At 73.1% G+C, this 14438-nt stretch carries 12 protein-coding genes; 5 read left to right on the plus strand and 7 right to left on the minus strand.

The window, feature by feature from the left end; translation table 11 throughout:
* Positions 1–199: 199 nt before the first annotated feature.
* Together ACQP2P_RS20510 and ACQP2P_RS20515 are read left to right on the plus strand one after the other, a co-directional pair.
* Positions 200–607, plus strand: coding sequence for a DUF3224 domain-containing protein (locus ACQP2P_RS20510; protein WP_433074765.1), 408 nt, complete (start codon positions 200–202; stop codon positions 605–607).
* A gap of 5 nt (positions 608–612) precedes the next feature.
* Complete coding sequence (locus tag ACQP2P_RS20515) at positions 613–1266, plus strand: hypothetical protein (protein WP_433618234.1); 654 nt, start codon at positions 613–615, stop codon at positions 1264–1266.
* A 10-nt stretch (positions 1267–1276) separates the two neighbouring features.
* Here ACQP2P_RS20515 and ACQP2P_RS20520 read toward each other — a convergent pair whose 3' ends face one another.
* From ACQP2P_RS20520 to ACQP2P_RS20535, 4 genes are all read right to left on the minus strand, one after another.
* On the minus strand, positions 1277–1684 hold the full coding sequence (locus ACQP2P_RS20520; protein WP_433618236.1) for a DUF3224 domain-containing protein: 408 nt from the start codon (positions 1682–1684) through the stop codon (positions 1277–1279).
* Between the two features lie 20 nt (positions 1685–1704).
* Positions 1705–2901, minus strand: a complete 1197-nt coding sequence (locus tag ACQP2P_RS20525; RefSeq protein ID WP_433618238.1) for an NAD(P)/FAD-dependent oxidoreductase — start codon at positions 2899–2901, stop codon at positions 1705–1707.
* A complete protein-coding gene (locus ACQP2P_RS20530) occupies positions 2894–4393 on the minus strand; it encodes a class I adenylate-forming enzyme family protein (protein WP_433618239.1) in 1500 nt (499 codons plus the stop codon). The genes ACQP2P_RS20525 and ACQP2P_RS20530 overlap by 8 nt, the downstream gene beginning before the upstream one ends.
* A gap of 96 nt (positions 4394–4489) precedes the next feature.
* Positions 4490–6430 carry an ArnT family glycosyltransferase gene (locus ACQP2P_RS20535; protein WP_433618240.1) on the minus strand — a complete coding sequence of 647 codons (1941 nt, stop codon included), beginning with the start codon at positions 6428–6430 and terminating at the stop codon, positions 4490–4492.
* 316 nt (positions 6431–6746) lie between these two features.
* Between ACQP2P_RS20535 and ACQP2P_RS20540 the strand changes: the two genes are divergently transcribed.
* The 3 genes from ACQP2P_RS20540 to ACQP2P_RS20550 are packed head-to-tail and all read left to right on the plus strand — an operon-like array spanning position 6747 to position 9888.
* Positions 6747–8027, plus strand: a complete 1281-nt coding sequence (locus tag ACQP2P_RS20540; protein ID WP_433618241.1) for a cytochrome P450 family protein — start codon at positions 6747–6749, stop codon at positions 8025–8027.
* Positions 8024–8929 carry a DUF6039 family protein gene (locus ACQP2P_RS20545; protein ID WP_433618243.1) on the plus strand — a complete coding sequence of 302 codons (906 nt, stop codon included), beginning with the start codon at positions 8024–8026 and terminating at the stop codon, positions 8927–8929. Before ACQP2P_RS20540 ends, ACQP2P_RS20545 begins: the two co-directional genes overlap by 4 nt.
* 20 nt (positions 8930–8949) lie before the next feature.
* Positions 8950–9888, plus strand: coding sequence for a DUF6039 family protein (locus tag ACQP2P_RS20550; protein ID WP_433618244.1), 939 nt, complete (start codon positions 8950–8952; stop codon positions 9886–9888).
* A 53-nt stretch (positions 9889–9941) separates the two neighbouring features.
* Here ACQP2P_RS20550 and ACQP2P_RS20555 read toward each other — a convergent pair whose 3' ends face one another.
* From ACQP2P_RS20555 to ACQP2P_RS20565, 3 genes are all read right to left on the minus strand, one after another.
* On the minus strand, positions 9942–11147 hold the full coding sequence (locus ACQP2P_RS20555) for a cytochrome P450 (protein WP_433618246.1): 1206 nt from the start codon (positions 11145–11147) through the stop codon (positions 9942–9944).
* Positions 11148–11217: 70 nt separating this feature from the next.
* Positions 11218–12852, minus strand: a complete 1635-nt coding sequence (locus ACQP2P_RS20560) for an MDR family MFS transporter (protein ID WP_433618247.1) — start codon at positions 12850–12852, stop codon at positions 11218–11220.
* A gap of 175 nt (positions 12853–13027) precedes the next feature.
* Positions 13028–14377, minus strand: a complete 1350-nt coding sequence (locus tag ACQP2P_RS20565; protein WP_433618249.1) for a sucrase ferredoxin — start codon at positions 14375–14377, stop codon at positions 13028–13030.
* Positions 14378–14438: the final 61 nt, after the last annotated feature.

Raw genomic sequence — 14438 nt, forward strand, 5'->3', positions numbered from 1 at the left:
AGTGCGGCGGCGATCCACGGCTACCGGCTCACCCCGGATCGAGTCACCCCGGAGCGATCATTCGATAGAGGGTAATCTATACACGGGATATGGTTGCGCCGGGCGCGGGTCTGGTTCGTACAGTACCATCGCGGGTTGTGAATTGCGTGACCTCGTGATCGCGTCGCGTAATCGAAAGTCGTATCTGGGAGGACATTGCATGCGAGTCAGCGGGACCTTCAGCGTCAAGAGCTTCGTCCCCACGACGGTGGCACCCGACCCTCCGATCGAAACCGCGCTGCCCGTCGGCGTGGCGCTGATGGAGAAGCACTACGAGGGTGAGATCAGCGGGCGATCCGCGACGCTGTTCACGTCCGCGTTCGACCAGGCGTCCGGCGCCGGGACGTACGTGGCCATGGAGTCGTTCGAGGGCAGCGTGGACGGCCGCTCCGGCGCGTTCAACTTCGTGCACTCCGCGTCGACGTCGGGCTCGGACCGCACCGGGGAGTTCTTCACCATCGTGGCCGGCAGCGGCACCGCGGACCTGGCCGGCATCTCCGGCGGCGGCGGGATGACCGTGGACGGGGACGGCACGCACCGCGTGTGGCTCGAGTACGAGCTGCCCTAGCCGTCATGACGGTGGTGCGCATCGCCGTCGAGGCGGGCAAGAAGAAGACGTTCGCCGTGGCCCTGGACTGGCCCGGCTGGGCCCGGGCCGCCGCGGGCGAGGAGGCGGCCGTCGCCGCGCTGGCCGACTACGCCGAGCGGTTCCGGCCCGTGGCCGTGGCGGCGGGGCTGGCGTTCCCGGCCGAGGCCGACCTCACCTACCAGATCGTGCGGCGGTGGCCCGGCTCGGGCAACACCGACTTCGGGGTGCCGGCCGCCGTCGGCGACGAGGACCGGGCGGCGGTCGACGCCGCGCTCGCCGAGCGGCACGTGGCGCTGCTGACGGCGGCGTGGGGCCTGTTCGACGCGCAGGCCCAGGTGTCGCCGGAGGAGCTGCGCAAGGGGCCCCGCGGCGGCGGGCGCGACCGGGACGTCATGGTCGGGCACGTGCTGAGCTCCGAGGCGGTGTACGCGCGCAAGATCGGGATCAAGCACCCCGAGCCGCAGCCGGGCGAGACCGAGGCGATCGAGTCGCTGCGGGCGGCCGTGCTGGAGGTGCTGGGCAAGCCGAGCGGCGAGGTCGCGCCCGCAGCCAAGGGGTGGCCACCGCGGTACGCCGCTCGCCGCTTCGTCTGGCACGTCCTGGATCACCTGTGGGAGATGCAGGACCGGTCGGAGTAGGGGTCCCCACTCATTCGGGTGAGGACGACGGCAGGCTGTACTCGAACGTGTAGTCGTGGTGCCCGTCGACGACGGTGATCGTCATGCGGCCGGCGATGCCGGTCAGATCACCGGTTCCGGTGTCGGGCACCACGGTCACCTCGAGGGTCGCGTCGCCGCGGTCCATCAGGCCGGTGTGGCGCAGCACGAAGCTGCCCGCGCGGCCCCCCACGGCGCCGACGACCCGCTCGAGACCGACGTAGGCGGCCGACCCGGGGACCGCGGAGACGGCCTTGATCAGCTCGACGCGGCTGGTGCCCTCGATGCCGCCGCGGAACACCTTGTGCCCGGTGGCGTGCATGAGGCGGGCGCCCTCGGCCTCGTCGTAGGGGCGATCCTGCGAGGTGATGTCGAAGGTACCGCTGACGTTCTCGGCCATGCGTGAACTCCTTCGGCGTCTCAGCGGCCGGCCAGCATGGCCTGCAACTGGGGGGTGTAGAGCTCGGTGGGGGAGCGCAGGCCCGCCACCGCGTCGAAGTACACCTGGGTCAGCTCCTCGCTGCGCCCGACCGCGGCGAGCAGGGCCTTGCGCTGCTCGCGGGCCGCGGCCTGGGCCACCAGCAGCGTGCCCTGATACGACTCGGTCAGCCGCCGGTCGCGCTCGGCGGCGTAGTCGGCCAGGGCCGCGTCCAGCGCCGCGGGCTCGCCGAGCGCCGGCGCCGCGAGGTCGGCCAGCAGCTGCGCCTGCAGGAACGCGTCGCCGATCCCGCGGGCGGTCAGCGAGTCCTTGTGGTGCCCGGCGTCGCCGACGAGGGCCCACCCGGGTCCGTGCGCCCGGCGGAAGAAGTTCTGCTGGTCCCCGGTGCCCTGCAGCGCCTCCAGCTGCGTGGCGCCGCCCAGGCGGGCGAAGAGCCCGGGCGCGTTGGTGCGCACGTTGTCGAGGTAGTGCCGCTGCGCGTCGTGGCGGACCTCCTCGAAGCGGTCCTGCGGATAGTACGCCGAGACGAGCACGGCGTCGTTGGTCGGCACGGCGGACACCCAGCCGGTCGGCCCCTCGTACAGCTCGAAGTCGGCCGGGAAGCGGCTCCAGATCGCGTAGTACGCGCACGTCAGCCGCGGGTGCTGGACGAGCTTCTCCGCCTCGGCGAACTCGGCCACGCTCGAGCGCATCCCGTCCGCGCCGACCACCAGCCGGGCCGGCACCCGCACGGGCTCGGCGTCCGGATCGTCGCTGCGGCGGTACTCCACGCCGGTGACCCGCTCGCCGTCGCGCAGCAGCGCCGTGACCCGGCACCGCTGGCGCAGCTCCGCCCCGGCCGCGACGGCGGCCTCGGCGAGGATGGTGTCGAGCACGAACCGGCGCGGCGCGTACGCGGCCCGCTCGCCGTCGACCGGGCTGGCGCAGCCGGCGAGCCGCACGTCGCCGAGCTCGTACACGACCCGCTCCAGCGGCGGGCAGCCGGAGTCGCGGACCGCGTCCAGCACGCCCCAGCGGCGCAGCAGCGCGACGCCCGGCTGCTGGATGTAGAGGGTCGAGAGCTTGTCCGACGGCAGCGTGCCCCGATCCAGCAGCAGCACCCGCCGGCCGGCGCGGGCCAGCAGCATCGCCACCGGCGCGCCCGCGCAGCGCGCGCCGACGACCACGACGTCATACATGTGCACCTCCGGATGTGACGGCCCGTGTGCCGTCGCGCAGCACGTGCTTGAGGACTTTGCCGGTGATCCCGCGGGGCAGCCGCTCGTGCCGCTCGACCCGCCACGGCGGCGCGTCGGCCGGCAGCTGCCCGCCGACCACCTCGGCGACGCCGCCGGGGCCGTCGACGGCGTGACCGGGCGCGAGGACCACGGCGATGCGCAGCCACGGCGCCCCGTCGCCGCCGGTGCCGCCGTAGGCCGTCGCCTCCACCACGCCCGGGTGCTCGTAGGCGGCGTGCTCGACCTCCAATGTGGACAGCCAGCCGGACGGCGTCGGCAGGGCGTCGGCCGCCCGGTCGATGAGCTCCAGCCGGCCGTCGGCGGCGAGCCGGCCCAGATCGCGCGTGCGGGTCCAGCCGCCGGCGTGGATCTCGCGGTTGCGCGCCTCGTCGAGGTACAGGCGTTTCGGGGCCTGGCAGCGAAGCCAGATCTCGCCGGTCGGCGCGGGGTCTCCGCCGGGTCCGACGACGCGCAGCTCGGTGCCCGGCCCGGGCCGGCCCACGCAGAGCGGTCGGTCCGGGTCGTAGGTGCTGAGCACGACCGCGGGCGCCGCCTCGCCCTGCGCGTAGGCGGTGCTGATGAGCAGGCCCGGCATCATCGCGGTGAGCCGGCGGGCGACCGCGGGCGGCAGCGCCGCCGAGGCGAGCGCCAGGCGCCGCACGCTGCTGAGGTCGTGCCGCTCGTGCACGCGCGCGTTGGCCAGCCGGATCGCCGTCCACGGGGTGAGCATGAGCGACACCACGCCGAACCGCGCCGTCAGGGCCGCCATGAGCTCGACGTCGTCGACCGGGCAGATGACCACGGCCGAGGTGGTGGTCAGCGCGAGCATGCCGACGGTGCTGGCGCTGGAGGGCGTGCCCAGCGGCATCGGCGCCAGCAGCGGCGCGGAGCCGTCGAAGGAGGCCAGCGCCGCCGGGCCGCGGCCGTAGGTGAGCGCGCCGTGCGGGTTGGTGAACGCCTTCGGCCGTCCGGTCGTGCCGGAGGTGTAGAGGATGTCGGCGATGTCGTGCGGCGCGACGGCGACGGTCGGGGCGAATCCGGTGCCGGCGGCGGTGAGCCCGGCGACCGTGTGCACGGTGACGCCGTCGGGCGGCGTGACCCCGGCGCCGACGACGGCGTCACCGGCCCCGCACTCGCCCAGCCGGTCGGCGAGGTCCGCGGCGCCCAGGGTCGCGGGCAGGTGCACGGCGGTCGCGCCGGTCTTGAGCACGCCGGCGTAGGCGATCGCGTAGTCGGTCCAGTCCATCCCGCCGAACAGCAGGGCGATGCGGTCGCCGCGGCCGTGCCCGGCGCGGGCGAGCGCGGCGGCGACCCGGTCGGAGCGGCGGTCCCATTCCGCGTACGACGGGCCGGGCTCGGCGCCGACGGTGAAGGGCACCCGGTCGCCGTGCTCCCGGGCGCGCAGCCGGAGGAGGTCCGCAGCCATGGGGGAGTAGTCGGAAGCGTCCGCCATGCGGTGACCGTAAGCCCGTTCACGCGTCCGCCGCTGCTCCAAAGTGAGCAGCGGCGGACGCTGGTTCGAACGAGGTTCGGCGAGGGTCGCTGAGGGTCAGCCGCCGCAGCGGTAGAGGCCGATCTCCGGCTTCTGCGGGGCCTTGGCGCCGTACTCGGCCGGCGGCACCACCGTGCAGTGGTCCTTCACCCACGCCCGCAGCGCGTCGGTGTTGGGGTTGGGCAGCAGCTTGCCCAGCACGCTGGCGTCACCGAAGTACACGTACGTCAGCTCCTTGCGCGCCACCAGCCCGCTGAGCTCGTCGGTGCTCGGGGTGTACGCGCGCCCCGACAGCCCCGCCATCGGCAGCACCGGTGCCTTCTCGGCCAGGATCAGCGGCAGCGCCTGGATCTCCGGGTAGATCGCGGCCAGATACTTCTCGCCGTGCTGCTGCGCGCGCAGGTACTCCAGCAGCGAGCGCTGCGCCGGGGTGAGCTCGGTGGTGGTGCCGAAGATCGGCCGGATCTGCTGCAGCACCTTGCGCATCGCGTCGGCGTCCTTGCCCTTGGGCAGGAATCCGACGCCGCGCACGGGGCCGGCGGTGGCCTCGCTGACGGTCCCGCGGTACGTCGGCGAGATGACCGATCCCGACCAGACCACGGGCGGCAGCAGGATCGCCACGAGCCCGGCGACGAACGCGTAGCGGCTCAGGCCGCCACGCTGCCCGCCCCGCGCTGCGGCGAGGGCGAGCAGCACCACGGCGACGATCCCGACGACGATGACGACCTCGGCCAGGCCGGGCAGGAACTCGCTGTAGGAGAGGGTGAAGTACGCGCCCCAGGCGACGGTCAGCGCGAGCACCACCGGCAGTGCCCACGCCCGCTGACCGCCGGCGTTGAACTCGCGCCACAGCAGCACGAGGCCGTAGGCGGCCAGCGCCGCGATGGGCGGAGCCAGCGCGGCCACGTAGGCGGTGTGCGCGAGGGTGCCGAAGCTCAGCGCGAGCGCGGTGACGATCAGCCACAGGCCCCACATCACCAGGCCGGCGCGGATCTTGTCGGTGCGCTCGCCGCGCGTGGTGCCCCAGAGGAACCCGAGCACCAGCCCGGCCAGGGCCACCGGGTACATCCAGCCGATCTGCGAGCCGAGGCTGCTCCAGAACAGCTTCTCCGGGCTGCCCTCGATCTCGGCGTAGCCGCCCAGCAGCGGCACGATCGCGCCGGGCACGTGGATGCTGTCGCCCATGCGGCTGAAGCCGTTGAACCCGAACACCTGGGAGAAGACGTTGTCGTTGGTCGTGCCGTCCAGGTAGGGCCGGCTGTCCTTCGGCACGATCAGGCTGATGATCATCCAGAACATCGACGCGACCACCATGACGGCGCCCGCGATGCCGAGGTTGGCCCAGCGCCGCCCGGCGGTGACCGGCGCGGCGAGCAGGTAGGCCACCGCGAACGCCGGCAGCACCAGCCACGACTGCAGCATCTTGGCCTGGAACGCCAGGCCCACCCACACCGCGCAGAAGATCAGCCAGCCGAGGCGGCCGGAGTCGACCGCGCGCTGGTAGCCGTAGGCGGCCACGACGAGGCAGCACAGCAGCGCCGCGTCCTCGATCTGGTTGCCGAACAGGGCCGCGGTCACGGGCGTGAACGCGAAGAGGCCCGCCGCGAGCAGCCCCGCGTGCAGTCCGGCCCAGCGGCGCACCATGGCGTAGATCAGCACGACGCTGATCACGCCCTCGACGGCCTGGGGCAGGATCAGCGCCCACGGGTGGAAGCCGAAGATCGCCGCGGAGATCGCCTGCGGCCACAGGTAGCCGGGCAGCTTGTCCAGCCCGACCCAGCCGTTGGGGTCCACCGCGCCGAAGAAGAAGTTCTCGAAGCTCTGGGTCATGCTGCGGACCATCGGCCCGTGGATCGGCTTGAATTCGCTGCCGCGCATCTGCCACAGGTAGAGGAATGCGGCGCACGCGACGATGACCAGCAGGACGGGGCGGGCCCACGCGGGGTCGTTTTCGGGGGCCTTCCACAGCTCACTGACGCTTCTGCGTTGCCGAGGCACCTGCGTAACGGTCTGCTCACCAGTGTCGGTCGATGTCTGCATGATTGTGACTACCGCGCTCCGATGTCATTGGTCAAGAGAAGTTCCATCGAACGGGAGTTGACGAGGGTATACCTCAACCCGTGGCAGTGCTCAATATTGAGCAGACTTCCGCAGCTTCCCGTGATAAGGCCGCGAACATTGCGCCGATGCTCACTATGAGGCAGACGCAAGGGCACCAATTGATTGACGCTGGTCGAGGTATGCGCCATTTGCTCATTGATCATTTCCGCGGTGCCGGCCGCGCCCGGTCGGCGGAGCACAGATTGGAGCCGTCATGGGCGACACCGCGGCCGGTGCGCCGGTCGACTACCCCGAGGGATTCCGTGCCGACCCCTACCCGGCCTACGCCACGATGCGCGAGGGCGGCGCCGCCTGCCACGTCAGAGAGCCCAACGGCCTGCACCACTGGCTGGTGGTGCGCTACGACAGCGCCCGCGACGTGCTGGCCGACAACACGTCCTTCTCCAAGGACCCCCGCCGCTTCTGGGACCAGCTGCGCGAGGCCGGCTACGTCACCGCCGAGCAGCCCGACGAGAACGACTACATCTTCCACCTGATCAACACCGACCCGCCCGACCACACCCGGCTGCGCTCGCTGGTCTCCAAGGCGTTCACCGTGCGCCGGGTCGAGCGGCTGCGGCCGATGATCGAGCGGATCGCCAACGCGGCCATCGGCGCGTTCGTCGAGCGTGGCGAGGCCGACCTCATCCGCGAGTACGCGCACCCGGTGCCCGCCACGGTGATCTGCGAGCTGCTCGGCGTGCCGCACGGCCACCGCGACGACTTCCGGCTGTGGTCCACGGCCATGCTGACCGGGCCCGAGGTCACCGACGCGCCGATGACCCGCCAGGAGGGCAACCGGCGCATGCGCGAGTTCCTCACCGAGCTGCTGGAGCGCAAGGCCGCGACGGTCGACGCCGCGCTGCCCCCCGAGGAGCAGCCGGACCTGCTCTCCGCGCTCATCGTCGCCCGTGACGGCGACAGCCGGCTGTCCCAGCGCGAGCTGCTGGCGATGTCCGAGCTGCTGCTCGGCGCCGGCCAGGAGCCCACCGTCAACCTCATCGCCAACGGCACCCTGGCCCTGCTCGGCGCGCCCGACCAGCGCAAACTGCTGGCCGAGCGGCCCGAACTCATCACCGGCGCGGTCGAGGAGTTCCTGCGCATCGACGCGCCGGTGCACCAGGCCACGCTGCGCGTCGCCGTGCGCGACGTCGACCTCGACGGCGTGCGGGTCCCGGCCGGCAGCGTCGTGACCGTCGCGCTCGGCGCGGCCGGGCGCGACCCGGCCCGCTTCAGCGCCCCCGAGCAGCTCGACATCGGCCGCGCCGGCCCGGCCCACCTGGCCTTCGGCCACGGCATCCACTACTGCGTCGGCGCCCCGCTGGCCCGCCTCGAAGGCCAGGTCGCCATCGATGCGCTCATGCGCCGGCTGGGCGACCTCGCCCTGGCCGTGCCCGCCGACGCGCTGCGCTGGCGGGAGACCCGCATCATGCGCGGCCTGGCCGCGCTGCCCGTCACGTTCACCCCCGTCGCGAAGACTGGAGAGCCAGCATGACCACGGACATCCGCCCGCCGGCGGCGGACGTGCCCACCGCCGCCGCCCAGGCGCCCCTGCCACCCGGGCAGGTCCTGCACTCGGCCAACTGCGGCCTGATCATCCACCGGGTCGGGCAGCTGCAGTACGAGTTCGCCGCCGAGGGCCGCCAGTTCGGCCACGACGTGCTGGCCTACCTCAACACCGCGCAGGCCGGGGCGATCACCACGTTCCTGTACGAGGAGGTGCTGGGCACGCGCGACCGGCTGCACTGGTACATCCACCTGAAGTCGCCCCACGACTACCAGCGGGTGCTGGAGATGGTCGACCACGACCGGGACTTCCAGGACATCTCCGAGCGCGACCGGCTCGAGGACAAGGGCCACGGCAACTGGGAGCGCATGTTCGTGCAGGGCAGCATCCAGGAGCGGATCTTCTGCCCGCAGCACGGCCAGACGCACGCCGGCGACGGCTTCGACCCCAAGGAGCTGTTCGTGCCGCCGGCGCGCAACCAGACGGCCCAGCCGCGCGAGCTGCAGCTCGACACCGCGAGCTGCGGCGCGCTGCTGCACCGCACCGCGGAGGTCCGCTACGACGTGCGCGAGCCGGCCCGCGACTTCGCCGCGGCCTGGCAGGAGCGGCTCAACCTGGCGCTGCCCGGCCTGGTCACCTCGTTGCTGTACGAGGAGACGTTCGGCAAGCAGGACCGCATCCACTGGCTGATCCACCTGCGCTCGCTCGCCGACTACCCGGCGCTGCGCGCGGCCGCCGGCACGCCGGAGGCCGAGGAGCTGCTGGGCCGCGACTGGGTGCCGGCCTCGCGCGGCGGCGGCTCGTGGGCCTCGATGTTCATCCCCGGCACCATCCACGACACGGTGCTGGTGCCCTACGTCGGCGGCGTGAGCCCCAAGCTGCCGCTCTGACCCCTGGTGAGGAGTTTTCCGTGACCGTGACGCACGACGCGGCGGTACTGTCCGCCCAGCATCAGACCAGCGTTGCCCCCGACAAGATCCTGCACTCGGCCAACGCCGGCGTCATCGTCGAGCGCGTCGGGCAGCTGCGCGGCGATTTCCGCTCGGAGGGCCGCCAGTTCGCCCGCGAGCTGGCCGAGTACATGAACACCAACTACGCCGGCCTGGTCACCGTCTTCCTCTACGAGGAGACCTTCGGCACCAAGGACCTGCTGCACTGGTTCATCCACCTCAAGTCGTTCGACGCCTACGACACGCTGCTGCGCATGGGCACCCGGGACGAGGGCTGGCGCGACCTGATCCTGCGCCACCGCATCCCGCCCGAGCGCGGCGGGGGCGGCTGGGAGCGCATGTTCCTCGACGCCGGGCTGCGCGAGACGGTGCTGCTGCCGCAGTTCACCGGGATGTACGGCACCGGCGACGCGACCCCGCCGGCCCCCGGCGACCGGCTCGGCGGGGCCGCCGTCGTGCCGCCCGCGCAGCACCAGACCAGGCTGGCGCCGGAGGAGATCCTGCACTCGGCCAACGCCGGGATCATCATCCACCGCTACGGCCAGCTGCGCTACGGGCTGCGCGCCGAGGGGCGGCAGTTCGCCCGCGACGTCGCCGAGATGATCAACGAGCAGCAGCGCGGCGAGGTCACCGTCTTCCTCTACGAGGAGGCCTTCGGCCGCTCCGACCGCATCCACTGGCTGCTGCACCTCAAGTCGCTGAGCTCCTACTACGCGATGATCGACATGCGCGCGTTCATGAAGCCCGAGGTGCTCGACGTCTACACCCGCGAGCGCATCGCGCCGGAGAAGGGCGGCGGCACCTGGGACCGGATGTTCATCGACGCCACCCTCACCGACATCGCGCTCACCCCGCAGCACTGGGGGATGCACGCCACCCAGGGCGCCAAGTCGTCCTGACGCAGCCCGGCACGAGGTGCCCCGGGGCCACTCGGCCCCGGGGCACCGCTGTGTCACCAGGTCACCGGCAGCGCGTGGACGCCGTGCACGCTCATGTCGTCGCGGAACGGGATCTCCTCCAGCGGCACGGCCAGGCGCGCCCCCGGCAGCCGGCGCAGCACCGCCGGCAGCGCGATCTGCAGCTCGAGGTTGGCCAGCGTCCCGCCCAGGCACTGGTGCAGGCCGTGGCCGAACGCGACGTGCTGGTGGGCGTTCGGCCGGTCGAAGTCGACGGTGTCGGGCGCCGGGAAGACCGCGTCGTCCCGGTTGGCCGCCGGCAGCGAGATGATCACCCCGTCGCCGGCCCGGATCAGCGTGCCGCCGATGGTCACGTCCTCGGTCGCGACGCGCGGGACGCCGTCCTTGAGCACGGAGTGGTACCGCAGCAGCTCCTCCACCGCCCGCGGGACCACGGCCGGGTCGGCGAGCATCGCCGCGCGCAGGTGGTCGTGGGTGAGCAGGGTGAGCAGGCTCAGGGCCAGCATGTTGGCCGTCGTCTCATGACCCGCGACGAGCAGCAGCCACGCCATCGTGACCACGTCGTCGTGGCTGAGCCGGCCCTCGCGGACCTGCCGGCGCACGAGGTCGCCGATGAGGTCGTCGCCGGGGTCGCGCTCCTTGGCCGCGACCAGGTCGTCGAGGTACGCGTACACCTCGGCCCGGGCGGTGCGGGACTGCTCCGCCGTCGCGTCGCGGGCCACGATCGCCGTGGCCGTGCGGTCCTGGAAGAACGCGTGGTCGGTGTAGGGCACGCCGAGCAGGTGGCAGATCATCTGCGTGGGCACCGGGAGGGCGAAGTCGCGCACGAGGTCCGCCGGCGGCCCCTTGTGCACGATCTGGTCGAGCAGGTCGGCGACGACCGTCTCGATCTCGGCCCGGCGCAGCTCGACCGAGCGGGTGGAGAACGGCTGGGCGACCATCCGGCGCAGCACGCCGTGCTCCGGCTCGTCCATCCGGCTGAAGCTGCGCCGCCCGGCCCGCTCGGCGCCGACCAGCAGGCCGGGGCTGAGCCGCGGGAAGCTCGGGTTCGTCGCGTCGGCGCTGAAGCGGCGGTCCTGCAGGACCTGCCGGGCCAGGTCGTGCCGGGTGACGAGCCACGCCTCGTCGTCGTTCCACAGGCGGACCCGGGCGACCGGACGCTCGCGGCGCAGGTCGCCCAGCTGCTGTGGCGGGTCGAGCGGGCACTCGCGGCGCCCCGGGAGCGCGGGGGGCTGGGACATGGCGATCCTCTCTGGGCTCGGCCGGCCGGTCGCCACGCAGGCGGCTGGGCCCGTCGGGATGCCGGAGCGCTCAGGCCCCGTCGCGGGCGGCGGCCGCGGGGCGGCCGGCGGCTTGATCGGTGGGGCCGGGCACGGGGTCCGACTGTGGTACCTCGCGCAGGAACAGGCTGGCAACCGCGGCCGCGACGGCGATGACCGCGGCGACCAGGAAGACGGTGTGCAGGGCGTCGGCGACGCCGAGGCGGACGGCGCCGACGATGGCGTCGTAGAGATCCGGGCGGTCCGGGGGCAGGGTGTCGCGCATCCGGGCCAGTGCCGCGGGGTCCAGCGCGCTGTGCGGGTCGCCGTCGGCGAGGCCGCCGGGCAGGGCGACCCCGGGCGGCAGCCCGACGGTGGCGAGCCGCTCGGACACCTTCCCGGCCAGCCCGGCCGACAGCACGGCGCCGAGCACCGCCACCGAGACCGGGCCGGACATGACCCGCCAGAACTGGATCTGGCTGGTGCCGGCCCCGAGGTGGCTGCGCTTGACCGCGTTCTGCACCACCGAGGTGGTCAGCGGCAGCAGCACGCCCATGCCGAGGCCGACGAGGACCATCGCCAGCGTCGCCGGGCCGCCGCCGGCGCCCGGGCGGGTGTAGGCCAGGATCGCCAGCGCGGCGGCGAGCCCGGCCAGCGCGCCGGTGGCCAGGTAGCGGTACCGCGGCACCCGCGACAGCAGCCGGCCGGTGAGCGTGCTGGTGACGATCAGGCCGAGCATCAGCGGCGCGAGCAGCGTGCCCGAGCGGGTCGGGCTCTGCCCGAGCACGCCCTGGAACAGCAGGGGGGCGAAGTACACCGCGGCCATCATGCCGAACGTGGACAGGAACGCGATGACGATGGCGACGGTGAACGGGTTGCTGCGGAACAGCCCGAAGGGCACCAGCGGCTGGGCCACGACCCGGGTCTCGACCAGGTAGAAGCCGACCAGCACGGCGGCGCCGCCGAGCATGAGCACCCAGGCCGTGACCGACGGGTGCCCGGGCGCGGTCCCGGCCAGGGACAACCCGACGAGCAGCGGGGTCAGCCCCGCGGCCAGCAGCGCCGAGCCCAGCAGGTCCAGGTCGCGCCAGGTGGTGTGGCCGCTCACCCGCGGCAGCGACAGGGCGAAGGCGAGCGCGATCAGGCCCAGCGGCACGTTGATGTAGAAGACCCACCGCCAGCCGAACTGGTCGGTGACGAAGCCCCCGGCCAGCGGCCCGAGGACCGAGCTGACGCCGAAGACGCTGCTGGCCACGCCCTGGATCCGGGCACGCTCGGAGGGCCGGTAGAGGTCGCCCAGCACCGTGTAGACCGTGGCGATGAGCATGCCGGCGAAGACACCCTGCAGGGCGCGCGCGGCGACCAGCCAGCCCATGCCGGGCGCGGCGCCGCACAGCCCCGACGAGGCCATGAAGCCCACGATCCCGGCGATCAGGAACGGCTTGCGCCCGAGCAGGTCGCCGAGCTTGCCGGCGATCGGCACGGCCACGGCGCAGGACATCAGGTAGGCGGTGCCGACCCACGCGTACAGCTGCAGCCCGTGCAGCTGCGCGGCGACCCGGGGCAGGATCGCCCCGATGGCCTGGTCCAGCGAGGCCAGGGCCAGGGCCAGCAGGGCGCTGGCCGTGCCCAGGGCGCGCCGGCGGGCCGGCAATGGCTCGGCGGCGGGTGGCGTGTCGGTCGGCATGCGTCGTCCTGTCGTCGTGCGATGCGATGCGCGCGGAGTTCGGGGCCGCGCGGGATCGCGCGGCCCCGTCCGATCGTGCTTCCGGCAATTTCCGCGACAATGGCGGCCGTATCGCCCGAGGATACCCACGGTGCATTCACGCACACAACGTGAATGCCTCTCGTGGGGTCGTTGATCAGCCCTCGACCTCGTCCCAGTTGCGCATTCCGCCCTCGGATCCGGAAACCTGACGCCAGATCAGGCCGTCCTTGAGCACGTATGCGCCGAAGCCGATCTCCTCGACGCCCTTCACGCTCATCACGCCGCGCATCAGGATCGTGTCGTCGGTGTGCGTGTATTCGAGCATCTCCAGATACTGCATGTTCATGTCCATGTAGCCCTGGATCATGCCGCGGATCTCGTCGCGGCCGGTCAGAATGTCCTGGAAGCGCACGACCATCGCCTCCGGGTGGTAGCACTGCATGAGCCCGTCCAGGTCACCCTTGGCCAGGTACTCCGCCTGCTTGAGGAAGATCGGGTGCATCTGCACCATGTTCTGGGTCATCGGCCCCTCCTCGGTCCGCGAGTCTGCCATTGAACGCCATCCATGCTCCGGTGCCGGTCGCGGATCTGTCTGCGCACTCTTGAGCGTCCGCACCGATGCCACGACGAACCGGCACGGGCTGGACTGGTGCCCGTGCGGGCATCGGGTGCGCCGCGGCGGCAGGTCATGGGCGCGGACGTCGACCTCGTAGCGCTCCTCGCCGACCGCCAGGCGGACCCGGTGCCCGCCGCTGCCGTCGCGGGTCACGCCGTGCAGCGCCACGTCCGCCCAGCCGTAGCCGCCCGTCGCCCGGTGCAGGTGCGCCTCGGCGGCCTGGGCGGCGCGGGGCCAGCCGGTCCGGCCGCGAAACCAGCGCGGCTCGACCCGCCCCTGCTCGCACGCGGCCACCACGGCCGGGACCGCGGCCGGGGTGAGCCGGCCGTACAGCGCCCCGTCCGGCAGGCACAGCAGGTTGCCCGCGAACCGGCAGCCGCCCAGGTGGCTGGTCTGCCAGAGCCGGTCGCCGACCAGCCGGCGCACCGCCTCGGCCACGGGGCGCCCCAGCCGGGCGCAGCAGGCGTCGACGGAGCCCTGCACGCAGGCCAGGTACAGCGGCCGGGTCCACGCCTCGCCCAGCTGCGGCACCTCGCCGGCGGCCAGCGCGGCCAGCGCCGTCCGGGCGCCGGGCCGCAGCAGGTCGGCCGGCTCCCGCACCAGCAGCCGGCGCAGGGTGGCGCCGCCGGCGAGGAAGACCGTCCGGTGTTCGGCGGGGCGCACCCGGCCCGGCCGGCGGATCAGCTGCGGGCGCAGTCCGAGGCGGCCGAGCTCGGCGAGCAGCGCGGGCGGCACCAGTGGGCTCTGCGCGGCGGGCCGGCGGCCGAGCGGGCCGGGCTGCTCGATCAGCACCCATCCGGCCGCGGGCCCGGCCGTGGCGCACAGTGGTTCGCCGCAGGCGCTGGACACCTCGCTGCACGCTCGCCGCGGCAGGCTGCAGTCGTCCATCGCCGCATGCTCGCCCGGCCGGCGCCCCGCGTCTACTCAGGAATGCTCATTCGCAAATATC

Source organism: Dactylosporangium sp. CA-139114 (assembly GCF_050955725.1).
Lineage (GTDB): Bacteria > Actinomycetota > Actinomycetes > Mycobacteriales > Micromonosporaceae > Dactylosporangium.